Below are 23,098 nucleotides of genomic sequence, written 5' to 3' on the forward strand. Positions count from 1 at the left end.
AGCATCGCATGCGCGGCGCCACGGCCCGGTGAGCGGCGGCCGGGGCTACAATGGCGGCCTGTCTTTCCTCGCGTTGGAGACCCTGCAGTGACCCGTAAACTCGTACTGTTGCGCCACGGCCAGAGCCAGTGGAACCTGGACAACCGCTTCACCGGCTGGGTTGATGTCGATCTGACCGACCAGGGCCGCAGCGAGGCCGCCAACGCCGGTCGCCTGATGCGCGAGGAAGGCCTGCAGTTCGACGTCGCCCATACCTCGGTGCTCAAGCGCGCCATCCACACCCTGCAGGGTGCGCTGGCCGAGCTGGAGCAGGACTGGCTGCCGGTGAACAAGTCCTGGCGCCTCAACGAGCGCCACTACGGCGGCCTGCAGGGCCTGGACAAGGCCGAGACCGCCGCCAAGCATGGCGAGGAGCAGGTCAAGGTGTGGCGCCGTTCGTACGACATTCCGCCGCCGCCGATGGAGCTGGAAGATCCGGGCCACCCGATCCATGATCGCCGCTACGCCGGTCTGGACCGCAACGCACTGCCGGGCACCGAATCGCTGGCCACCACCCTGGACCGCGTGCTGCCGTACTGGCACGACGCCATCGCGCCGCAGTTGAAGGACGGCAAGACCGTGCTGGTCACCGCCCACGGCAACTCGCTGCGCGCGCTGTACAAGTACCTCAACAACGTCTCGCGCGAGGAAATCCTCGATCTGAACATTCCGACCGGCATCCCGCTGCTGTTCGAACTGAACGACGACCTGACCGTGCAGTCGTTCCGCTACCTGGGTGACCCGGAAGCGGCGCGCAAGGCCGCCGAAGCCGTGGCCAACCAGGGCAAGGCGAAGTAAGAGCAAGGCCGGCGCAAGCCGGCCTTCTCTTTGTAGAGTCGAGCCCACGCTCGACTGCTCTCCGTTCCAGGTTCATGACCCCTGCGGCAACAGGCCAACAGCAGTCGAGCATGGCTCGACTCTACAAGAGGCTCGCCCCTGTGACCTTTGGCCGGTCCCCACGCTGGGCTTCCCCAGCTACCCTGTGAAATTACCCGCAGGAGAGCCTCATGAACGTCCGCAACCTGGTCCCGTTGGGCCTGACGATCGCCATCGCCGCCTCGCTGGCCGCCTGTGGCAAGAATGAAACCGCGCCGGCCGCCAGCGCCGATGCCAAGCCGGCCTTCGACCTGTCGCAGATCAAGACCCCGCTGATCTCGCTCAACAGCGCCGACCTGGACCCGTCGATCTCGGCCTGTACCGACCTCAATGGCTTCGTCAACAGCAAGTGGCTCAAGGCCAACCCGGTGCCGGGCGACCAAACCACCTGGGGCAGCTTCGAGATCCTGCGCGAGCGCTCGCTGGAAGTGCAGCACACTCTGGTGCAGCAGGCCGCGGCCAGCCAGGCCAAGACCGGCTCGGTGGAAGCCAAGATCGGTGACATCTGGAAGACCGGCAACGACGAGGCCAAGATCGAAGCCGCCGGCCTGGCGCCGCTGCAGCCGCAGCTGGACAAGATCACCGCGCTGAACGATACCGCCGCCATCACCCAGTACCTGCGCGACAGCCAGGCCGAGGGCAAGGGCGTGCTGTTCTCGCTGTTCGCCAATGCCGACTACAAGGATTCGGCCAACGTCATCGCCTATGTTGGCCAGGGCGGCCTCGGCCTGCCGGAGAAGGGCTATTACTTCGACGATGCGCAGGCCAAGATCCGCGACGCCTACGTGGCCTACATCGCACAGGTGCTGACCCTGTCCGGCGTGGACGCGGCACAGGCCGCCGAGCAGGCCAAGGCCGTGATGGCGTTCGAAACCCGCCTGGCCAAGGCCTCGATGTCGCGCATCGAAATGCGTGACCCGGCCAAGCGCTACAACCCGCTCAGCGCCGCCGACGCCGACAAGCTGACCCCGAACTTCAGCTGGACCGCGCTGTTCGACACCCTCAAGGTGCCGGCCGCACAGAAGTTCTCGCTGGCGCAGCCGGGCTTCTTCGGTGAAATGGACAAGATGCTGGCCGATGTGCCGGCCAGCACCTGGCAGGCCTACCTGCGTTTCCACACCATCGACGACGCTTCTCCGTACCTGAGCAGCCAGTTCGAGAAGGCCAACTTCGATTTCTACGGCACCACCCTGCGTGGCCAGAAGGAAATGCAGCCGCGCTGGAAGCGCGTGCTGGAGTCGGTCAACGGCGGCATGGGTGAAGCCCTGGGCCAGCTGTATGTCGACGCCGTGTTCCCGGCCGAATCCAAGGTGGCCATGCAGCATCTGGTGGAGAACCTGTCGCAGGCGCTGAAGGCGCGCCTGGAGCAGCTGCCGTGGATGGGTGAAGAGACGAAGAAGAAGGCTCTGGAAAAGTGGGCCAGTTTCACCCCGAAGATCGGTTACCCGGACAAGTGGCGTGACTGGGCGGGCCTGCAGACCAACGGTGACAGCTACCTGGGCAACATGCAGGCCGCGCGTGCGTTCAACTACCGCTACATGCTGGACAAGATCGGCAAGCCGGTGGACAAGACCGAGTGGGGCATGACCCCGCAGACCGTCAACGCCTACTACAACGCCACCAAGAACGAGATCGTGTTCCCGGCGGCGATCCTGCAGGCACCGTTCTTCGACGCCAAGGCCGACCCGGCGCTGAACTACGGCGGCATCGGTGCGGTCATCGGCCACGAGATGATGCACGGCTATGACGATTCGGGCAGCCAGTTCGCCGCCAACGGCAACTTCGACAACTGGTGGACCGACGCCGACCGCAAGGCCTTCACCGAGCGCACCGACCAGCTGGTGGCGCAGTTCGACGGCTACGAGTCAGTGCCGGGCGTGTTCGTGAAGGGCAAACTGACCCTGGGCGAGAACATCGGCGACCTGGGCGGCCTGACCGTGGCGTACGACGCGCTGCAGATGGCGCTGAAGGAAGACCCCAAGGCCAACGTGGACGTCGATGGCCACAGCCAGGACCAGCGCTTCTTCATGAACTGGGCCACCGTGTGGCGCCGCAACTTCACCGACGGTGAGCTGCGCGTGCGTCTGAACACCGATCCGCACGCCCCGGCCAACTTCCGTGCCAATGGTGCGCCGTCGAACATGCCGTCGTTCGCCGCAGCGTTCCAGTGCAAGGCCGGCGATGCGATGGTGCGTGCCGACGACAAGCGTGTAGTGATCTGGTAATCGATCGCAGCTGATGCGTGATGCAAGAGGCCCGGCGCAAGCCGGGCCTTTTGTCTGCCGGCACGATGCCACCGGATCGGTAGAGTCGACTGTTAGTCGACTATCGCGCGCAGCGCGGGATGTTCGCGATTTGGCCGAAGAGCAGTCGACCAGCAGAGTCGACGGAACCTGCTCGGTAGAGTCGACCGTTGGTCGACTATCGCGCGCAGCGCGGGGTTTTCGCGGTCTGGCCGAAGAGCAGTCGACCAACGGTCGACTCTACAAATGCGTCGGTGGGATGTTCGTGATCTGACCGAAGAGCAGTCGACCAACGGTCGACTCTACAAGTGCGTCACCCGGCGCATCGGTTCATGCCCTGCGGCCGGCGATCATGCCAGCGCCGGTTCCTGCGCCAGCATCCGATGGAATCGCTGCAGCACATACGGATCCACCAGCCCGCCGGACTGTGCATCGATGATGCCCAGCGCGGTCTCGCGCGCCATCGCCGCACGGTAAGGACGCACGCTGGTCATCGCATCGTAGGCATCGGCGATGGTGACGATGCGCGCGCCCAGGGAATGGATTCACCGCGCAGCCCATCGGGATAGCCACTGCCATCGAACGCCTCGTGATGGGCGCGGATCAGCTGCGCGACTGGCGCGGCATCGCTGCGGCCGGTAGCCAGGAAGATGTGTTCGCCACGCACCGGATGTTCACGCATGATCGCGCGCTCTTCGTCGGTGTGCCGGCGAGGAGCCAGCAGCACCTCGTCGGGAATGCCGATCTTGCCGATGTCGTGGAAGCGCGCAGCCAGGCCGATCTGTTCGCATGCGTCGCTGTCGAGATCGCAGTGCGTGGCCAGGCGCTGCGCGAGCAGGCCAACGCGGTCGCAGTGGTGGCGGGTGTAGGCGTCGCGCATCTGCAGCGACATCGAGAGGGCATCGATCAGGCAGGCCTGCGCGTGCAGCAGGTCGGGGGCGGGTACGGCGTCAGGAAACATGGTCATCCGCCCGCACCGGGTGAGGACCGGCGCGGGGTGTTCAGGGGTGATCAACCCGGGGCGAGGGTGGTCAGAAGGGCGCGGGCCGCGTTGAAGCGGTCTTCCGGCAACGGCAGCGGGTGCTTGATGCGCAGCTTGTCGGGCCCTTCCATGGCGTACAGGTTCGGTTGCTTCTGGATCAGCTGGATCACCGCCATCGGGTCGATGTTCGGCTTGGACTCGAACACGATGCGGCCACCGCTCTCGCCCAGATCCAGCTTGCGGATGCCCAGCGTGTTGGCTTTCAGCTTCAGCTCGGCGATGGCGAACAGGTGCTTGGCCGCATCCGGCAGCAGGCCGAAGCGGTCGATCATCTCCACCTGCAGCTCGCGCAGCGCATCGCTGTCACGCGCGCTGGAAATGCGCTTGTACAGGGTCAGGCGGGTGTGCACGTCCGGCAGGTAGTCTTCCGGAATCAGCGCCGGCACATGCAGTTCGACCTCGGCACCGCGCACTTCCTCGCCGGCATCCAGGTCGGGCAGCTTGCCCTGCTTGATGCTGCGCACCGCGCGCTCCAGCAGCTCGGTGTACAGGCTGAAGCCGACCTCGGCCATCTGTCCGCTCTGGTCCTCGCCGAGCAGTTCACCGGCACCGCGGATCTCCAGATCGTGCGTGGCCAGGGTGAAGCCGGCACCCAGTTCGTCCATCGAGGCAATCGCGTCCAGGCGCTTTTCGGCATCCGGCGTGATCGAGCGACGGTCGGGGGCGACCAGGTAGGCATAAGCACGATGGTGCGAACGGCCGACGCGGCCACGCAGCTGGTGCAGCTGGGCCAGGCCGAAGCGGTCGGCGCGGTTGATGATGATGGTGTTGGCGTTGGGAATGTCGATGCCCGACTCGATGATCGTGGTCGACAGCAGCACGTTGAAGCGCTGCTTCTGGAAATCCAGCATCACCTTTTCCAGCTCGCGCTCCGGCATCTGCCCGTGGGCGATGCCGATGCGCGCTTCCGGCACCAGCTCGGACAGCTCGCGCTGCATGCGGCCGATGCTTTCCACGTCGTTGTGCAGGAAGTACAGCTGGCCACCGCGTGACAGCTCACGCTGGAAGGCTTCGCGCAGCAGCGCGTTGTCCCACTGGGTGATGAAGGTCTGCACCGCCAGCCGGTTCGGCGGCGGGGTGGCGATGATCGACAGGTCGCGCAGCCCGGCCATGGCCATATTCAGCGTGCGCGGAATCGGCGTGGCGGTCAGGGTCAGCAGATGCACGTTGGCACGCAACGCCTTCAGCGCCTCCTTCTGGCGCACGCCGAAACGCTGCTCCTCGTCGACGATGACCATGCCCAGATCCTTGAACTTCACGTCCGGCTGCAGCAGTCGATGAGTACCGACGATGACGTCGATGGTACCGGCGGCGACCTTCTCCAGCTCGGCCTTGATCTCCTTGCTGGTCTTGAAGCGCGACAGCACCTCGACCTTCATCGGATAGTCGGCGAAGCGGTCGCGGAAGTTGCGGAAATGCTGCTCGGCCAGCAGCGTGGTCGGCACCAGCACGGCCACCTGCTTGCCGGCACTGGCAGCGGCGAAAGCAGCGCGCACGGCCACTTCGGTCTTGCCGAAGCCGACGTCGCCGCAGACCACGCGGTCCATCGGCTGGCTGCTGGCCAGGTCGCGCAGGGTGGCATCGATCGCGGCCAGCTGGTCGGGGGTTTCCTCGAACGGGAAACCGGCCGCGAATGGCTCGTACATCGCGCGGTCGACCTGCAGCGCCAGGCCGGCACGCGCCTGGCGGCGGGCCTGGATCTCCAGCAGTTCGGCCGCCACATCGCGCACTTTCTCGGCGGCCTTGCGCTTGGCCTTGCTCCACTGTTCGCCGCCGAGCGAATGCAGCGGCGCGGTTTCCGCCGAGGCGCCGGAGTAGCGGCTGATCAGGTGCAGCTGGGCCACCGGCACATACAGGCGGTCGCCCTTGGCGTACTCGATTTCCAGGAACTCGCCGGGCATGCCGCCAACGTCCATCGCGATCAGGCCACGGTAGCGGCCGACGCCATGGTCCTCGTGCACGATCGGCGCGCCCTCGCTCAGTTCACCCAGATCGCGAATGATCGCTTCCGGCTCGCGGCCGGCACGGCGCGTGCGGCGGGTGCTGCCGGCGCGCTCGGGGAACAGCTGGCGCTCGGTGAGTACCGCGATGCGCGGATCGTCCAGTGCGAAGCCATCCTCCAGCGGTGCCACCGCGATCGCAAAGCGCGCGTCGCTGGCGAGGAAGCCGGGCAGGTCGGCCACCACCGGTGGCTTCAGTTCGGCGGCCTGCAGCACTTCCAGCAGGGCCTCGCGGCGCCCCGGCGAATCGGCGGCGATCAGCACCCGGCCGGGGTAATGGCCAAGGAACGACTTCAGCGCATCGCCGGCGGGTGCCTCGCGGGCGGCGACCGGCAGCGGTGGCAACGGCTGATCGCCCAGCGCGTGGGCATCGCCGATGCGCGCATGGTCGGCGAACCAGACCTCGATGCGCGGGGCATCGTTGAGCCGTTCACGCAGCAGTTCCGGTGACAGGTACAGCGCAGACGGCGGCAGCAGCGGCCGCTCCACATCGTGGCGGCGCTGTTCGTAGCGCTCGCCGGTCTGCGCCCAGAATGTTTCGGCGGCTTCGCCGGCACCGGCGCACACCACCGGCAGGCTGCCCTCGGGCAGGTAGTCGAACAGGGTTGCGGTGCGTTCGAAGAACAGCGGCAGGTAGTACTCCACGCCGGCCGGGGCCAGCCCGGACTTCAGATCCTGGTACAGCGCACTGCGCCGGGTATCCACGTCGAAGCGCTCGCGCAGCGTGGCCAGCACACGGGCGATGCTGGCCTCGTCCATCGGCACTTCGCGGCCCGGCAGCATGTGCACCGCTTCGACCTTGTCCAGCGAGCGCTGGCTTTCCGGGTCGAAGGCGCGGATCGAGTCGATGTCCTCGTCCAGCAGTTCCACCCGCAGCGGTGCGTCGGCACCCATCGGGAACACATCGAGCAGACCGCCGCGCACGGCGAAGTCGCCCGGGTCCATCACCTGCGGCACGTTGCGGTAGCCGGCGCTTTCCAGGCGGCGCTTCTCGGCCTCCAGGTCCAGGCGCTGGCCAACCTTCAGGTCGAAGCTGCCACCGATCACGTAACTGCGCGGGGCTAGCTGCTGCAGCAGGGTCTGCACTGGCACGATCACCAGACCGCGCTTCAGCGCGGGCAGGCGGTGCAGGGCCGCCAGACGCTGCGAAATGATGTCCGGATGCGGGCTGAAGCGGTCGTAGGGCAGGGTTTCCCAGTCCGGGAAAGCCACTACCGGCAGGGCCGGGTCGCCACCGAGCAAGGTATGCAGGTCGGCTTCGAGCTGGTTGGCGCCGTGGTTGTCACGGGCGATCACCAGCAGCGGGGCGTCTTGGGCGCGCGCGGCCTGGGCCAGATACCAGGCCAGCGCAGTTGGCGAGGCCGGGGCGCGCCACCAGGCGCGGAGCTGGCCGGCACGCGGCAGCGGCGGGGCGGGGTATGAAGTACGCGACATTGACCGCAGATTTTAGCAGAAGCCCGATCAAACCCCGTCGGGTAGTGCCGGCCGCTGGCCGGCAGCCTCATGCACCGTTGGGCTATCGTCATGCCGGCCAGCGGCCGGCACTACCGGAATATGTTGCCGGCCAGCGGCCGCCGCGACCGTAGAGTCGAGCTTGCTCGACTACCCGGCGCTACCGTCAGTTGTCCAGCTCCAGCACCATCCGCACCAGGCCCTCGGCCCCGGTCGGGTGCGGTACCGGCTTGAAGCCCAGCGAGGCGGCCAGCTGCTTCATCGGCTCGTTCTCGGCGGCAACGTCGCCGTACAGGCGGTCCAGATACTTGCCGCGGGCCCACTTCACCAGCTTGCGCATCAGCTGCCGGCCCAGGCCCTGGCCGATCAGGAAGCGGCTGATCAGGATCGCGTACTCGGCCTCACGGGTGCCGGGGATGATCGAGGCCCGGGCGACCGCGCCGACCACGGCTTCGCCAGCGGGCAGGGACTCGGCCGCGACCAGAGTGATCTCGGTCTTCGGATTCGGGTGGGTCAGGCGCTGGGTGGTTTCCGGTGACAGCTCGGTCACCGCCTGCAGGAAACGGTCACGGATTTCTTCCGGCCCGAACAGGCTGAACGCCGCTTGCAGCGGTGCGCCATCTTCCGGGCGGATGGGGCGGATCAGCAGCTCGTGGCCGCTGGGAGCCTTGAAGATCTCATGCCAGGGCGGCATGCGGTTGCGAGTGGCCATACCGGGTGATTCCTTGGTGGTCCATCGATTGTGGCATCACCGGGGCTGCATTCCGTGAACGAAAGGCTCACGGCGGTACAGCCTCGTGAAGGCCGTTATTCGGGCGCTTTGAGCCAATCCAGGCGGGTGCTGGCACCGGGTTCACCCAGGTGCTGGCGCAGCGCCGGCAGGGCCGGGCCGACCACCCGGTCGAACTGCCACGGCGGGTTGAGCAGCAGCATGCCACTGCCGTTCAGGCGCAGCGGTGAGTCGTCCGGGCGCACCAGGAACTCGATCGTCATCGCCGACTTCACCGGCAGGGCGGTGGCCTTGCGCAGGAAATGCAGGATGGTGCGGCGCTGCTTGATCGGGAACCAGACCGCGCAGGTGGCCTGCGGCCAGCGTGCCAGGGTCTCGGCCAGGGCGGCCAGGACGGCCTGGTATTCGGCGTCCTGCGCCTCGTAGGGCGGGTCGATCAGCACCAGGCCGCGGCCGATCTTGCTGCCGTTGAACTTCGGCGGCAGCAGCGAACGCAGCAGCGCGTAGCCATCGCCGGGATGCACGCCGACCCGGCTGTCATGCGCGAACAGCGCCTTCAGCGAGGCGGTTTCGGCCTCCTGCAGCTCGCACACGGCCATTCGGTCCTGTGCGCGCATCGCCTGTGCGCTCAGCAGCGGCGACCCCGGGTAGGTGGTCATCGCCCCCACGGGATTACCGGCCTGAACCGCCTTCAGGTAGCGCTCGACCACCTCCGGCAGCTTGGGCTGGGCCATCAGCCGCATGATTCCGGACTCGGCCTCCAGGGTCTTGCGGCTCTCTTCGCTGGCCAGCAGATAGCGGCCGGCACCGCCGTGGGTGTCGAGCACGAAGAACGGGCTGTCCTTGCGCTTGAAGCTGTCAATCAGGGCCAGCTGCACGATGTGCTTGAGCACATCGGCGTGGTTGCCGGCATGGAAGGCGTGGCGATAGTTCATGGGCGGCAGTGTACGGGGCGGCGGCCGCAGCGGCTATGCTGCGCGCCATGACAGCGCCCGTTGCCCATGTCCTGGTGGTCGAGGACGAAACCGCCATCGCCGAAACCGTGCTCTATGCGCTGCGCAGCGAAGGCTACGCCGCCAGCCATTGCCTGCTGGGCGGTGAGGCCCTGTTGCGGCTGCAGGCCGGGGATATCGACGTGGTGGTGCTCGACGTCGGGCTGCCCGACCTGGGCGGATTCGAGGTCTGCCGCCGGCTGCGTGCCCAACCCGGGCCGGCGGCGCAGCTGCCGGTGATCTTCCTGACCGCGCGCAACGATGAAGTGGACCGCGTGCTTGGCCTGGAGCTGGGCGCCGACGATTACATGACCAAGCCGTTCTCGCCGCGCGAGCTGGTGGCGCGGGTGCGGGCACGCCTGCGCCGTGCACTGCCCGCCCCGGCCGTGGCCAGTGCCGACACTGGCTGGCAGGAACAGGGTGCGTTCTCCATCGATCGCGAAGGCCGGCGCATCCGCTTCGATGGCCACCCACTGGATTTGACCCGCTACGAATACGCATTGCTGGAGGCGTTGCTGCAGCGCCCGGGTGCCATCCTCAGCCGTGCCCAGCTGATGGACCGGGGCTGGGACAGCAGTGCCGACAGCGCTGACCGCACCGTCGATACGCACGTAAAGACGCTGCGCGCCAAGCTGCGCGCGGCCGGGGCCAGCAGTGATCCGATCCGCACCCACCGTGGCCTCGGCTACGCGCTGGAGGTGTAGCCCATGCGCCTGGTGCTGAAGCTGTTCCTCGGCTTCTTCCTGATCACCGGCATCGCCGCGTTCTTCGTGATGCGCGTGTTCGTCAACGAAGTGAAGCCTGGTGTGCGCCAGGCGATGGAATCGACCCTGGTCGATGCCGCCAACGTGCTGGCGGAGATGGCCGCCGCCGACGTCAAGGCCGGCACCATCCGCAGCGGCAGCTTCACCCGCAACCTGGCCAAGGCACGCCAGCGCGACCTGAAAGCGATGGTCTGGCGGTTCCCGAAGCGCTCGCTGGATTACCGGGTGACCATCACCGACGCCAGGGGCATCGTCATCTATGATTCGATGGGCCGCGACCTGGGCCGTGACAACTCGCGCTGGAACGATGTCTACCGCACCCTGCGCGGCGAGTACGGCGCCCGCTCCAGCCCGGAAATACCGGGTGAGGACGGCGATACGGTGATGCACGTGGCGGCGCCGGTGTACGACCCGGCCGATGGACGCACGCTGATCGGCGTGCTCAGCCTGGCCCAGCCCAACCGCAGCATCGATCCGTTCATTGCCGCCAGCCAGCGCGCCATCATCGAGCGCGGCGCGTGGTTGATCGGGTTGTCGGCGCTGGTCGGGGTGCTGGTGACGATGTGGCTGACCACCGGCCTGGGCCAGCTCAGCCGCTATGCGCGCGCGGTCACCGCCGGCGAACCGGTGCCACCGCCACGGCGCCGCCGCGACGAGATCGGTGACCTGGGCCAGGCGCTGGAAACCATGCGCCGCAAGCTGGAAGGCAAGGCCTACGTCGAGCAGTATGTGCAGTCGTTGACGCATGAGATGAAGAGCCCGCTGGCGGCGATCCGCGGTGCCGCCGAGCTGCTGCAGGAGCCGTTGCCGGAGGCCGATCGCCTGCACTTCGCGCGCAGCATCGTCGACCAGCAGGAGCGGCTGACCGAAACCATCGACAAGCTGCTGGCGCTGGCCGAAGTGGAACAGCACGGCTGGCTGCAGACCCGCGACCCGATCGCGCTGCCGGCATTGCTGGCCGATGCGGCCGCGGCGGCGCAGGTGCGCGCGCAGGCGGCCGGCGTGCAGGTCCGCATCGGCAACGTGCCCGACCTGGCCGTGCAGGGCGATGCCTATCTGCTGCGGCAGGCATTGCACAACCTGATCGACAACGCGATTGCGTTCTCACCCGCCGGTGCAGAGGTGGCGCTGCAGGCCGACGCGGAGGGGCAGGGCGTGCGCCTGCAGGTGGCCGATCGTGGCGCCGGCATTCCCGACTATGCACGCGAAAGGGTGTTCGAGCGCTTCTATTCGCTGGCCCGCCCCGGCAGCGGCCGGCGCAGTTCCGGTCTGGGCCTGCCGTTCGTGCAGGAGGTCGCGCGCCTGCACGACGGCCGCGCCAGTGTCGATGCCCGCGACGGTGGCGGTACCGTGGCCAGTCTGTGGCTGCCACTGGGCGCGACGGGCCAGCGCCCGCGGCGCTGACTTCACACTCGCTTCAACTTCGCCACAAACCCTGCTCACGGCAGCGGTCCATCCTGCAGCCCTCTCCAACGAGGATGGACCATGAAATCCCTGAAGATGCTGCTGCGGTTCGCCATTGTCGGCGGACTGATCCTGCTGCTGCTGATTCCGCTGACGATGATCCGCGGGGTCATCAGCGAGCGCAGCCAGTACCGCGACGAAGCCTTCGCGCGGGTGGCCGACAGCCGTGCCGGTGCGCAGCAGCTGGTCGGGCCGGTGCGGGTGGTGCCGTGGGTGGAACGCCAGCAGGTTGAAGTGGTTGACGCCAAGGGCAACAAGAAGACCGAGGAGCAGGTCACCGAAGGCCATTGGCTGCAGATGCCGGCTTCGCTGGAAGTGGGGGCGAGATGCTGCCGAGCCAGCGCGAGGTCGGCTTGTTCAAGGTGCCGGTGTACAGCTGGAATGGCCAGCTGAAGGCGACCTTCGCCGCCGACGACTACCCACAGAAGGCCGGCCGTGTCTACGGTCAACCCTACGTGGCACTGGGCATCTCCGATGTGCGCGGGCTGGTGGGCACGCCCAACCTGCGTGTGGATGGCAAGCAGGTGCGTCTGCTGCCCGGCGTCGGCGCAGCCAGCGAAGTCGGCCGTGGCCTGCATGCGCCGGTGGCCGGTTTCGCCGCGAACCAGGGCGGCACCCTGGCCGGCAGTTCGGTGGAGCTGGAACTGCGGCTGGATGGCAGCCGCATGCTGTCGGTGGTGCCGGTCGGCGACGACACCCGCATCGCGTTGCGCTCGAGCTGGCCGCACCCGTCGTTCAGCGGCGCGTTCCTGCCCAACGAGCGCCGCGTCGATGCGCAGGGCTTCGATGCACGCTGGGCGGTGTCTTCGCTGGCGTCCGATGCCCAGCGCCAGCTGCGCAGCGAGGGGGCCATCGATTCGCAGGCGGTGACGGTGTCGCTGGTCGATCCGGTCGATACCTACACCCAGGCCGACCGCGCTTCCAAGTATGGCGTGCTGTTCGTGCTGCTCACCTTCGTCGGCTTCATCCTGTTCGAACTGATCAAGTCGCTGCGCATCCATCCGCTGCAGTACCTGATGGTGGGCCTGGCACTGGCGATCTTCTTCCTGCTGCTGATCAGCCTGTCCGAGCACATCGCGTTCTGGAAGGCCTACCTGGTCTCGGCTGTGGCCTGTATCGGTCTGCAGGCGGTGTACCTGGCCAACGTGCTGGGCCACTGGAAACGCGGTCTCGGCTTTGCTGCGCTGCTGACCGTGCTGTACGGCGCGCTGTATGGGTTGCTGGTGTCGGAGAACAACGCGTTGCTGATGGGTTCGCTGCTGCTGTTCGTGATCCTGGCGCTGGCGATGTGGGTGACCCGCCGGGTCGACTGGTACGCGCTCGGCGCGGAACCGAAGTAAGGAGCGTGCGATGGGCTGGCGCCAGGGATTGCGACAACGGGCACAGCAGGGCATCCCGGCCCTGCTGGAAGTGGATGCACTGCTGCAGGCACATGGTGTGCTGGCGGCCCTGCCGGGGCACGGATCGCCCCCGGCCTGGTCCGTTTCCAGCTGGCTGCGGTGACCTGCGAAGGATTGCAGGGGCAGGGCCTGGGCTGGTTGCAGGACGCGCGGCACGGACGTGGCGCGGTCGCAGGCCGGGTACCGCGTTACCGGCCATGGAAGGCCGGGGCGGCGGCGCTGGCCGAGATCGGCATGAGGGGCCTGCCGGAGGACTGGCCGGCACATGCGGCGGTGTACGGCTGCAGCAGCATCGACCGGCGGCACTGGTTGCTGCTGCTGCCGGAACGGGCGCAGTTGTGGCTGGGATGGAATGGGTGATCGCCCCATGACCGATGGGACGGTATCGCCGCGCCCGTGCTGGCTAGACTCGACGGGTTGATGAGCAGGCCGCAAGGCAGGGGTGCGATGTGTTGAAGTGGGGCATGCTGGCCGCAGCGCTGGCGATGGGTGGCAACGCAGTGGCGCAGCAGCGCGAGACGGTGGACCTGGACATGGTCAGCCGCATCCGCCAGGAGGCCTTCCATCGTTCGCAGGTGATGGACACCTTCAGCTACCTCACCGAACGGATCGGGCCGCGCCTGACCAATTCGCCGGCGATGGGGCGCGCCAACGCGTGGACCCGCGGCAAGTTCAACGAATGGAAGCTGGACAACGTCCACGACGAAGCCTTCGATGATTTCGGTCGTGGCTGGGAGTTCACGTCGGCCAGCGTGGAAATGCTGGGTGACCGCATCCAGCCGCTGCATGCGCTGCCCAAGGCCTGGACCCCGGGCACGCAGGGGCCGGTGGAAGGCGAGCTGGTGCAGGTCGAGATCAAGAAGCCTGAAGACATCGAGAAGTATCGCGGCAAGCTGCGCGGCAAGATCCTGCTGCTGGGCGAGGCGCGCGAGTACAAGCGCGGCACCGAAGCTGATTCGCACCGTCACGATGCCACCTCGCTGGAAGGCCTGCAGGAGTTCACCCTGCCCAAGGACAAGGACGCCACCGCAGAACGCGCCAAGCGGGCCAAGGAATACCAGGAACGGCAGACGCTGACGGCCAAGGTCAATGCGTTCTTCGTCGAAGAGGGGGCGCTGGCCTCGATCAGCATCAGCAGCTGGGACAACGGCATCATCCGTGTGGCCGGTGGCGGCTCGCGCAAGGCCGGTGAGTCGGTCGGAATTCCGGAGCTGGCGATGATCAGCGAGCACTTCAATCCGCTGGTGCGCGCGCTGGAGACCAAGCAGACCGTGCGCCTGCGCGTGGATGTGGCCGCACGCTTCACCGACGAGGCCGACCAGCCTGGCTACAACACGCTGGCCGAGATCCGCGGCAGCAGCAAGCCCGATGAAGTGGTGATGATCGGCGCGCACCTGGATTCATGGCACAGCGGCACCGGCGCGGCCGACAATGCCGCCGGCGTGGCGGTGATGATGGAGGCCATACGCATCCTCAAGGCCACCGGCGCCAAGCCCAAGCGCACCATCCGGGTGGCGTTGTGGAGTGGCGAAGAGCAGGGCCTGATCGGCTCGCAGGCCTATGTGGCCAAGCACTTCGGCCAGTTCCCCGAGCCCTCCGACCCGGCGCAGAAGGCGCTGCCGGCCTCGCTGCGCGAGCCGACTGGCGCGCTGCGCAAGACCCGCGATTACGGCAAATTCCAGGTTTACTTCAACATGGACAACGGCTCGGGCCGCTTCCGTGGCATCTACGCCCAGGAAAACCTGGCGGCGATGCCGATCTTCGAAGCCTGGCTGGCGCCGTTCCATGACGTGGGCGCCACCACCGTGGCCACCCGCAACACCGGCAGCACCGACCACATCAGCTTCGACCGCATCGGCCTGCCGGGCTTCCAGTTCATCCAGGACCGGCTGGACTATTTCACCAATGTCCACCATACCCATCTGGACACCTGGGACCACGCCGAACCGGAAGACCTGAAGCAGGCCGCGGCCATCGTCGCCTCGTTCGCCTACAACGCCGCCATGCGCGAGCAGTCCTTCCCGCGCAAGGCTGAACCGCAGCCCTGAAAAACCGGGTGGCAGGGGCCGGGCGCACCGGTCCCTGCTTGCCTTTCCGGGGCTGGTGGTAAAATCGGCGGATTCCCGTTCCTCGAGCCCTCCATGACCTGCCGCACCCGCTTCGCCCCCAGCCCCACCGGTTACCTGCACATCGGCGGTGCCCGCACCGCACTGTACTGCTGGCTGGAGGCCCGCCACCGTGGCGGCGAGTTCGTGCTGCGCATCGAGGACACCGACCGTGAACGCAGCACCCAGGCGGCGATCGACGCCATCCTGGAGGCGATGGACTGGCTGGGCCTGGACTACGACCAGGGCCCGATCTACCAGACCGACCGCGTGGCCCGCTATCTGGAAGTGGCCGAGCAGCTGGTGGCCGACGGCAAGGCGTACTACGCCTACGAAACCCGCGAAGAGCTGGATGCCATGCGCGAAGCCGCCATGGCCAGGCAGGAGAAGCCGCGCTACAACGGCGCCGCCCGCGAGCTGGGCCTGCCGCGCAAGGACGACCCGAACCGCGTCATCCGCTTCAAGAACCCGCTGGACGGCACCGTGGTGTTCGACGACCTGATCAAGGGCCGCATCGAGATCGCCAACAGCGAGCTGGATGACATGGTCATCTTCCGCCCGGACGGCTACCCCACCTATAACTTCGCGGTAGTGGTGGACGACTGGGACATGGGCATCACCGAGGTCATCCGCGGCGACGACCACATCAACAATACCCCGCGCCAGATCAACCTCTACGAAGGCATCGGTGCACCGGTGCCGAAGTTCGGCCACATGCCGATGATCCTGGATGAGCAGGGCGCCAAGCTGTCCAAGCGCACCGGCGCGGCCGACGTGATGCAGTACAAGGACGCCGGCTACCTGCCCGACGCGCTGCTGAGCTATCTGGCCCGCCTGGGCTGGTCGCACGGTGACCAGGAGCTGTTCAGCCGCAAGCAGCTGATCGAGCTGTTCGACGTGAAGGACTGCAATTCCAAGGCCTCGCGCCTGGACATGGCCAAGCTGGGCTGGGTCAACCAGCAGTTCCTGAAGAGCGAGACGCCGGCCAGCATCGCCCCGCACCTGGTCTACCAGCTGCAGAAGCTGGGCCTGGACGTGGCCGCCGGCCCGGCGCCGGAGGACGTGGTGGTGGCCCTGCGTGACCGCGTGCAGACCCTGAAGGACATGGCCGAGAGCGCCGTGGTCTGGTACCAGCCGTTGACCACCTACGACGAGGCCGCGGTGGCCAAGCACTTCAAGGCCGGTGCCGAGGTGGCGCTGGGCAAGGCCCGCGAGCTGCTGGCGGCGCTGCCGGAATGGACCGCCGAAGCGGTCGGCGTGGCCCTGCACGACACGGCCGCGGCACTGGAGATCGGCATGGGCAAGGTCGCCCAGCCGCTGCGCGTGGCCATCACCGGCACCCAGGTCAGCCCTGACATTTCGCAGACCGTGTACCTGGCCGGCCGCGAGCAGGCCTTGAAACGCATCGACGTGGCCATCACCAAGGTAGCAACGGCCTGAGGCATCCTTGCCAGGCCCGAACCGGAGAACGCGCATGCCCGCCAAGACCGCAACTGCTTGTACCGCCCCGCACCACCACGTCCATGACGCAACGGATTTCGTGGCGGTGGTCGAGCGTGTCTCGCGTGAACGCGGGCTGCGCCTGACCCCGATCCGCGCCAATGTGCTGAAGCTGATCGCCGAGGCCGGCAAGCCGGTCAAGGCCTACGAGCTGCTGGAGTGGGTGCGCAACGGCAAGGGTGTGGGCGCCGATGCCCCGCCCACCGTGTACCGTGCGCTGGACTTCCTGATGGCCAATGGCTTCGTGCACAAGCTCGAATCGGTCAACGCCTTCGTGGCCTGCCATCATCCCAGCAGCGCGGCGCACTCGGTGCCGTTTTTGATCTGCAACAGCTGCCACAGCGCGGTGGAGCTGGAAGACCGCGAGATCGTCAGCCAGCTGGAAAAGCGCGCCAAGGAACTGGGCTTCCAGCCGCAGGCGCAGACCCTGGAAGTGCACGGGCTCTGCGCGCGCTGCGCAGGCTGAAGGTGCGGTAGTGCCGGCCGCTGGCCGGCATGAGGCTCGGGGTCGACCACGGTAGAGTCGACTGTCAGTCGACTAGCGCGCGAATCTTGGAGCAAGAGCAGTCGACTGACAGTCGACTCTACCGGTTGGGTGCCGGCGCGGGCTCCGCCGCGGTATCCACCCGCGCGATCACCGACATGCCTGGCCGCAGCCGCGCCGCCAGTTCCTGCCCCGGATCGATCGAGATCCGGATCGGCAGCCGCTGCACCACCTTGGTGAAGTTGCCGCTGGCATTGTCCGGCCGCAGCACGCTGAACTCCGAGCCGGTGGCCGGCGCGATCTGCTCCACATGGCCGCGCAGCACCTGGCCCTGGAACGCATCCACCGCGAAGGTGGCTGGTTGGCCGATGCGCATCTGCCAGGTCTGGCCTTCCTTGTAGTTGGCCACCACCCACAGCGCATCCGGTACCAGGAACAGCAGCTGCGAGCCGGCGGCCACGTATTGTCCGACGCGCACACTGGCCTCGCTGATCTGGCCGTCGCGCGGCGCATGGATCACCGTGTTGGCCAGGTCGATGCGGGCCAGCTCCAGCTGCGCCTGCGCACTCTCCACCTGCGCTTCCAGGCTCTTGCGCGCCACCTGGGTCGAGACCAGGGTCTCCTCGGCGATGCGGATCTGCGCCTGCGCCTGCTGCACGCTGGCCTGCGCCGAGGCCTGGCTGGTGCGGAACTTGTCGCGGTCGTTGATCGATACCAGCTGCTGCGCGGCCAGTTCCTCGTAACGTTTCAGCTCGTTGCGCGAGCGCTGCAGTTCGGCCTGCCCGGCCGACAGCGTGGCGTGCACCGAAGCGATCTGTGCACGATTCTGCGCCTGCGACTGGTCCGAATTGGCCAGCGCCGCACGCGCGCTGTCCAGCGTGGCCTGCGCCTGCGCAACGCGCTGTGCGTAGATGCGGTCATCGATGCGCAGCAGCGGCTCACCCTGCTTCACATGCTGGAAATCCTTCACCAGCACCTCGGTGACGTAGCCGTTCACCTGCGGCGCCATCACCGTGATCTGCCCGCGCACATAGGCGTTGTCGGTCACCATCACGGCGCTGGTGAACGGCCACAGGTGCCAGGCACGCAGGATCAGCGCGATGCCCAGCAGCGCCACCGCTGCCATCACCACCACGCTGCGTGCGCTGGGCTTGAGGTACTTCGGCGGCAGGGCCGGTTCGACCGGCGTCGGCGCGGGGGCGGCGTCGGTCGGTGGCGGTGGGGTGACGTCGTCGGTGTCGTCGGTGCGGGGCGGAACCGGAGGCATGGCAGTGGACTCAGCGGGTTGCGGCCGGCGTGGCCACGGCAGGGGAGGAGGGATGACGCTTGCGCCATTGCCTGAGCACGGCGGTGCGCAGCGACAGCAGCAGCAACCAGCACAGGAAGCCGATCGCCAGCCAGCCGCTCAGGGTGAACACATCGTTGAAACCGCGCACGTTGGCTTCGCGGCGCGTGGTCTGCGCCAGCTGCGCGCTGCCCTGTGCGCTGCGCAGCATCGGATCGGTGATCTGTGCGCCGTACAACTGCTGCTGGAGGCGCAGGCGCTGCGCCACCACCGGATCGGCCGGGTCGAGCTGGCTGGTCAGCGCGCTGGAATACAGCTGTTCGCGATGCAACTGGAAGGTGCCCAGCACCGCCGAGCCGGCCAGGCCGCCCAGCGTCTGGGTGATCGACAGCGTCACCAGGAAGGTGATCATGTGGTCCACGCCCTGTTTCAGCGCGGCGGAGATGCCGAGCATGATCAACGGTCCCATGAACATGCCGGCACCGACCGAAGCCAGGAACTGGCTGACGAAGAAGTCCTGCGGGCGGTCCTGGCTGGTGCGGTGCTGGTCGAAGAACGCCGCCGCACCCAACAGCAGGATCGCCATCAGCAGCTGCGGAATCAGCCGCTTCGGGCCGAAGGTCAGCGCGGTGCCCACGATGCCGGTGACCACGCCGGCCAGTATCACCACGAACAACGGTCGCATCTGGTCAGGCCCCATGCCCAGCGTGCGCATCAGGTTGACCACGCCATAGGACTGCTCGGTGGTCAGGAAACGGATCAGGAACGCGCCCATGATGAAATGCAGCACCGGCAGGCTGGCCAGCCAACGCGTCTGCAGCAGCGGGTTGCGCCGGTAGTGTTCGATGATGAAGGCGGTGGTCGACAGCGCGATCGAGGCGATCAACGCCCAGCCCAGCCAGGGCGTGTTGAGCCACCAGCGCGTGTAGCCCTGTGCGAGCACGATCACCAGCAGCGCCACCGCCGGCGCGAGCAGTGCGAAGGTGAGGAAATCCAGCGGCTCGAACGCCTTCACCTGGATGCCCGGCGGCAGTTTCAGCACCACCACGGCGGCGAACGCACACAGCGCCAGGCCCGCCTCGAACGAATACAGCTGGTGCCACTGGCCGGTATCGACCAGGCCCGGCGAAACGATCCAGGCGATCGGCACCGCCAGCTGTGAGAGGCCAACGCCGACCACCAGCAGATTGCCGGTAAAGCGACGCGGCAGCGCCTGCAGCATGTACAGCGTGCCCAGCGTCGAACAGGCCGCGCCGGCGAAACCGCTGGCAGCCCGGGTCAGCATCGTGGTCTCGAAGCTGCCGACGAACAGGTGCAGCACCGCCAACGCCGCATACAGGCCCAGTCCGATCTCGGCGAACAGGCGGATGCCGTACTGCTGGCGGAACTTGAAGGCCAGCAGGTTGGCGGTGACATTGACCATCGCGTAGGCCGCCACCAGCCAGCTGCCCTGGGTCGGGGTCAGCGCCAGCTGGCCCTGCAGGAACGGCAGGTTGGCGGTGACCAGCGCGTTGCCCAGGCCGCCGGTGATCGCCACCAGCAGCGACACCAGTGCGTAGGCGACGCGTCGATGCGGCGGATGCCAGGGCATCGACGCCGAGCCGGGCATGGTCGGCTTCTCGTGCTCTTCCCAATCCGGAACCGGCTTCAGATACGGCTGGACCATCAGCGGGCCTCGCTGGCAGCTCCCTGGAGACCCCCGCGCAGCAGTTGCAGGGCACGCCCGGCCAGATGGGCGCGCTCGTCGCGGGTCTTGCCGCGCAGGGCGGCGCCCAGCATGCCCGAGATCAGTGAAATATCCGTCTTGTCCAGGTCGGCGCGGCACAGGCCGGCGGCCTTGGCGCGGTTGATGGGGCCTTCCAGCAGATCACGCACGGTTTCGCGTGCGGTGCGCATGGCCGGCACGTCCGAATCGACCGCGCGCCAGTAATCGGCCAGTGCCGGCGAATCGATGATGCGCTGGGCCATGCCCTCGAACACCTCGAACAGGGCGTCGTCGCGGTCGCCGAGCTGTTCGACCTGGCGCCGGATGCGATCAACCGTGCGCTGCAGCAGCGCCTGGATCAGCGCAGTGCGGTCGGGAAAGTTGCGGTACAGGGTGGCCCGGCCCACCTGGGCGCGCTCGACCACCAGGTCCAGCGGGGCGGTGACGCCATGCTGACCGAAGACATGGTCGGCGGCATCGAGGATGAGGGCACGGCGGGCGGCAGCATCGGCACGTTGGGCAGTCATGGAATTATTTTCGGACAAAAATGTCCGTATGGCGAGACAGTGAGTGACGGGATTGTCCGGTTGTTGTCGTACGCACATCTTTGTGACGCCTGCGTGATGGGGTGCGGCTGAAACAAAAACGGGGCCCCGAAGGCCCCCGTTTTGATGGCGTGGGGTCAGAGCCCTTTCCTGTGGAAAGGGATCCGACCCCGGCGTGTGCGGTCAGAAGAACGCGCGGATGCCAATAGCGACGCCGCGACCCGGCAGCGGCGAGTAGTCGCGCAGCAGCGAGGTATGCGGGCGCACTTCGCGGTTGGTCAGGTTGCTGCCATCCAGGAACAGCTCGTAGCTGTTGCTGGCGTTGCGGTCCCAGCGGTAGGCCAGGTGCGCATCGACCAGCGTGTAGCCGTTGCTCGGCTCCTCGTTCTGCGCCACGTCCTTCTGGCGGCTGTAACGCACCGCACCCACCGAGGCGCGCCAGCCATCCTTCGACCAGCGCAGGTCGGCGCCGACGCGGGCCGGTGCGATGCGCGGCAGGTAGCCGGTGTTGGCCAGTTCCACCGAGTAATTGTGGTTGTGGTCGCCGTGCGGCACCGCGATGTCGAGCGTGCGGCTGCCGCTGCCATCCAGCTTGGCCTTCACGTAGTCACCGAACAGGCGCAGGTCCCAGTCACCGGCACCGCCTTCGAACAGATGCACCAGCGCCTCGGCTTCTGCGCCGCGGAACACCGCGTCCTGCTGGGTCCAGGCACGGACCGGCAGGCTTTCGGTCACCCCGGTGTCGGCCAGGTAGATGAAGTCCTTGAACTTGGTCTGGTAGACCGATGCAGAGAAGTCCAGGCGTTCGCTGTGGGTGTGGATGCCCAGTTCCACGCGCTGGCCGCGCTCGGTCTTCAGGTTGGCATCGCCGATTTCCAGAGAGCGGGTGGCGATATGCGCGCCGGCGGCGTACAGCTCTTCGTTGGTCGGTGCACGCTCGGAGCTGTCAACGCCGATGCGCAGATCAACAGCGTCGTTGAGCTTCCAGATGCCGGCTGCGGACAGGTTGGTGGCACCGAACGTGCGGCGGCGGTAGTCGCCGGTCGGGTCCAGCTTGACCTGGTCGTGGCGGCCGCCCAGTTCCAGCTTGAACGGGCCGAACTGCTTTTCCTGCAGCACGAACAGGCCGATGTTCTTCGTGCCGGTATCCGGGACGAAGGCTTCTTCACCCTTGGCACCGAAATCACTGTTGCCGAACTGCAGGCCGAAGGCGCCGTCCCAGCCACCGATCTGCTGCTGCACCGCCTCCAGGCGGCCCTCGATGCCCCGGTTGGTGAAGCGGGTCGACGGCGTGCCGGCTTCCAGCTCCACGTGCTCATAGTCGGTGTAGGCCACGCGCGCGTTGATGTTCTTCAGGAACGAAACCGGGTTGTAGATGCCGGCCTTGGTCTCGAAGCGGTTCTGCACCATGTCGATGCGCACGTCATGCTCGTCGCCTTCTTCCTCGTCGCCATGATCGTGATCGTGGTCATGGCCGTGATCGTCGCCGTCGGCGTGCACGTGGGCGCCGTTGGGAATGCCATAGTTGGTGCGGTAGGTGCTGGCTGACACGCCGAAGTAGCCACCTTCGCCCAGCCAGGTGGCGCCGACGCCACCGGCGCGGGTGCGGATGGAACTGTTGTCCAGGCGGCCGCGGCGCGGTTCTTCGCCTTCCTCGCCCGCATGGTCGTGGTCATGGTCGTCGTGATGATCTTCCAGGCTGTCGATCACTGCATAGCCGGGAATGCGGTAGTCGTCGCCATTGCGCACCAGGCCATCGACGTGCAGCACGACATTGCCGCTGACGCCATCGAGGCGGAACATGCCGCTGCGCTCGTTGCTCACCGAATTGCCGCGCAGTTCGGCGCGGCCGCTGAGCGGGCGCTCCGGCAGTTCGCGCGCGATGCGGCCATCAACCACGTTGACCGCACCACCGATGGCGCCGCTGCCGAACAGCAGCGTGGCCGGCCCCTTCAGCACTTCGATCTGGTCGGCCAGGAACGGCTCGATGCTGGTGGCGTGGTCGGCGCTGACCGTGGAGGCATCCATGTTGCCCATGCCGTTGGAGAGCACCGCCACGCGCGGGCCTTCCTGGCCACGGATGATCGGGCGGCCGACGCCGGGGCCGAAGAACGTGCTCTGCACGCCGGGCAGCTTGGCCACGGTATCGCCGAGGGTGCCGGCCTTCTGCTCGTCCAGGCGTTCGCCGGCAAGCACGTCGACCGGGCGCGCCAGCGATTCGGCATCGCCCTGCAGCGGCGAGGCCGTCACCTGCACCGACGACAGCTCGGTCAGGTGGCGGTCACGATGAGCGGTGTCCTGGCCGGCGGCAAAGGCCGTGGATGGCAGCAGGGCGGCCAGGGCCAGGGCGAGGGAATGCGGCTTGAAGCGCAGGGTTTGGGCGGGCATGGGCAGGTCCTTTGTTACAATGTATCAATCGCGGGGCGCACGTATCCCGTCGGCGGGACAGGGGAGGGGAAACCGTGCGGGTCG

General features: G+C 67.3%; 14 protein-coding genes and 3 pseudogenes. 9 read left to right on the forward strand and 8 right to left on the reverse strand.

Annotated features, from left to right (window positions below):
- The first annotated feature begins 87 nt into the window (after positions 1 to 87).
- A complete protein-coding gene (gene gpmA, locus N4G47_RS04610) occupies positions 88 to 837 on the forward strand; it encodes a 2,3-diphosphoglycerate-dependent phosphoglycerate mutase (RefSeq protein ID WP_475285517.1) in 750 nt (249 codons plus the stop codon).
- A 209-nt stretch (positions 838 to 1,046) separates the two neighbouring features.
- On the forward strand, positions 1,047 to 3,140 hold the full coding sequence (locus N4G47_RS04615; protein ID WP_475285519.1) for a M13 family metallopeptidase: 2,094 nt from the start codon (positions 1,047 to 1,049) through the stop codon (positions 3,138 to 3,140).
- A gap of 368 nt (positions 3,141 to 3,508) precedes the next feature.
- On the opposite strand, the pseudogene N4G47_RS04620 reads toward N4G47_RS04615, so the two are convergent.
- From N4G47_RS04620 to N4G47_RS04635, 4 genes and pseudogenes are all read right to left on the reverse strand, one after another.
- Positions 3,509 to 4,125, reverse strand: a pseudogene (locus N4G47_RS04620) (HD-GYP domain-containing protein).
- Between the two features lie 44 nt (positions 4,126 to 4,169).
- Entirely contained in the window at positions 4,170 to 7,634 is a 3,465-nt protein-coding gene (mfd, locus tag N4G47_RS04625) for a transcription-repair coupling factor (protein WP_475285521.1), read from the reverse strand.
- A gap of 184 nt (positions 7,635 to 7,818) precedes the next feature.
- Positions 7,819 to 8,364, reverse strand: coding sequence for a GNAT family N-acetyltransferase (locus tag N4G47_RS04630; RefSeq protein ID WP_046987672.1), 546 nt, complete (start codon positions 8,362 to 8,364; stop codon positions 7,819 to 7,821).
- A gap of 95 nt (positions 8,365 to 8,459) precedes the next feature.
- A complete protein-coding gene (locus N4G47_RS04635) occupies positions 8,460 to 9,317 on the reverse strand; it encodes a 23S rRNA (adenine(2030)-N(6))-methyltransferase RlmJ (RefSeq protein ID WP_107230277.1) in 858 nt (285 codons plus the stop codon).
- Positions 9,318 to 9,352: 35 nt separating this feature from the next.
- Between N4G47_RS04635 and creB the strand changes: the two genes are divergently transcribed.
- The 7 genes and pseudogenes from creB to N4G47_RS04670 all read left to right on the forward strand — a co-directional run bounded on the left by creB (position 9,353) and on the right by N4G47_RS04670 (position 17,073).
- Complete coding sequence (creB, locus tag N4G47_RS04640) at positions 9,353 to 10,078, forward strand: two-component system response regulator CreB (RefSeq protein ID WP_475285524.1); 726 nt, start codon at positions 9,353 to 9,355, stop codon at positions 10,076 to 10,078.
- Between the two features lie 3 nt (positions 10,079 to 10,081).
- Complete coding sequence (gene creC / locus N4G47_RS04645; RefSeq protein WP_475285525.1) at positions 10,082 to 11,542, forward strand: two-component system sensor histidine kinase CreC; 1,461 nt, start codon at positions 10,082 to 10,084, stop codon at positions 11,540 to 11,542.
- An 81-nt stretch (positions 11,543 to 11,623) separates the two neighbouring features.
- A pseudogene (creD, locus tag N4G47_RS04650) lies at positions 11,624 to 12,942 on the forward strand (cell envelope integrity protein CreD).
- A 10-nt stretch (positions 12,943 to 12,952) separates the two neighbouring features.
- Positions 12,953 to 13,362 (forward strand): annotated as a pseudogene (locus tag N4G47_RS04655) (hypothetical protein).
- Positions 13,363 to 13,466: 104 nt separating this feature from the next.
- Positions 13,467 to 15,050 (forward strand): M20/M25/M40 family metallo-hydrolase, encoded by a 1,584-nt coding sequence (locus N4G47_RS04660; protein ID WP_475289889.1) that lies wholly within the window; start codon positions 13,467 to 13,469, stop codon positions 15,048 to 15,050.
- Between the two features lie 93 nt (positions 15,051 to 15,143).
- The gene (gltX, locus tag N4G47_RS04665) at positions 15,144 to 16,547 is read left to right on the forward strand and encodes a glutamate--tRNA ligase (RefSeq protein ID WP_475285527.1); all 1,404 of its coding nucleotides are present in this window, start codon (positions 15,144 to 15,146) and stop codon (positions 16,545 to 16,547) included.
- Positions 16,548 to 16,581: 34 nt separating this feature from the next.
- Positions 16,582 to 17,073 (forward strand): Fur family transcriptional regulator, encoded by a 492-nt coding sequence (locus tag N4G47_RS04670; protein WP_107230286.1) that lies wholly within the window; start codon positions 16,582 to 16,584, stop codon positions 17,071 to 17,073.
- A gap of 118 nt (positions 17,074 to 17,191) precedes the next feature.
- Here N4G47_RS04670 and N4G47_RS04675 read toward each other — a convergent pair whose 3' ends face one another.
- The 4 genes from N4G47_RS04675 to N4G47_RS04690 all read right to left on the reverse strand — a co-directional run bounded on the left by N4G47_RS04675 (position 17,192) and on the right by N4G47_RS04690 (position 23,014).
- Positions 17,192 to 18,358: an HlyD family secretion protein gene (locus tag N4G47_RS04675; RefSeq protein WP_475285529.1), complete on the reverse strand. Its 1,167-nt coding sequence runs from the start codon at positions 18,356 to 18,358 to the stop codon at positions 17,192 to 17,194.
- A 10-nt stretch (positions 18,359 to 18,368) separates the two neighbouring features.
- On the reverse strand, positions 18,369 to 20,042 hold the full coding sequence (locus N4G47_RS04680; RefSeq protein ID WP_475285531.1) for an MFS transporter: 1,674 nt from the start codon (positions 20,040 to 20,042) through the stop codon (positions 18,369 to 18,371).
- Positions 20,042 to 20,608: a TetR/AcrR family transcriptional regulator gene (locus tag N4G47_RS04685; protein WP_107230289.1), complete on the reverse strand. Its 567-nt coding sequence runs from the start codon at positions 20,606 to 20,608 to the stop codon at positions 20,042 to 20,044. The genes N4G47_RS04680 and N4G47_RS04685 overlap by 1 nt, the downstream gene beginning before the upstream one ends.
- 201 nt (positions 20,609 to 20,809) lie before the next feature.
- On the reverse strand, positions 20,810 to 23,014 hold the full coding sequence (locus tag N4G47_RS04690; RefSeq protein WP_475285533.1) for a TonB-dependent receptor: 2,205 nt from the start codon (positions 23,012 to 23,014) through the stop codon (positions 20,810 to 20,812).
- Positions 23,015 to 23,098 lie beyond the last annotated feature (84 nt).

This window comes from Stenotrophomonas sp. GSD10 (assembly GCF_056172695.1).

Coding starts and splice junctions, on each gene's coding strand:
- N4G47_RS04615 (WP_475285519.1), top strand. CDS start 1,047: ATGAACGTCCGCAACCTGGTCCCGTTGGGCCTGACGATCGCCATCGCC.
- mfd (WP_475285521.1), bottom strand. CDS start 7,634: ATGTCGCGTACTTCATACCCCGCCCCGCCGCTGCCGCGTGCCGGCCAG.
- N4G47_RS04630 (WP_046987672.1), bottom strand. CDS start 8,364: ATGGCCACTCGCAACCGCATGCCGCCCTGGCATGAGATCTTCAAGGCT.
- N4G47_RS04635 (WP_107230277.1), bottom strand. CDS start 9,317: ATGAACTATCGCCACGCCTTCCATGCCGGCAACCACGCCGATGTGCTC.
- creB (WP_475285524.1), top strand. CDS start 9,353: ATGCTGCGCGCCATGACAGCGCCCGTTGCCCATGTCCTGGTGGTCGAG.
- creC (WP_475285525.1), top strand. CDS start 10,082: ATGCGCCTGGTGCTGAAGCTGTTCCTCGGCTTCTTCCTGATCACCGGC.
- N4G47_RS04660 (WP_475289889.1), top strand. CDS start 13,467: ATGCTGGCCGCAGCGCTGGCGATGGGTGGCAACGCAGTGGCGCAGCAG.
- gltX (WP_475285527.1), top strand. CDS start 15,144: ATGACCTGCCGCACCCGCTTCGCCCCCAGCCCCACCGGTTACCTGCAC.
- N4G47_RS04670 (WP_107230286.1), top strand. CDS start 16,582: ATGCCCGCCAAGACCGCAACTGCTTGTACCGCCCCGCACCACCACGTC.
- N4G47_RS04675 (WP_475285529.1), bottom strand. CDS start 18,358: ATGCCTCCGGTTCCGCCCCGCACCGACGACACCGACGACGTCACCCCA.
- N4G47_RS04680 (WP_475285531.1), bottom strand. CDS start 20,042: ATGGTCCAGCCGTATCTGAAGCCGGTTCCGGATTGGGAAGAGCACGAG.
- N4G47_RS04685 (WP_107230289.1), bottom strand. CDS start 20,608: ATGACTGCCCAACGTGCCGATGCTGCCGCCCGCCGTGCCCTCATCCTC.
- N4G47_RS04690 (WP_475285533.1), bottom strand. CDS start 23,014: ATGCCCGCCCAAACCCTGCGCTTCAAGCCGCATTCCCTCGCCCTGGCC.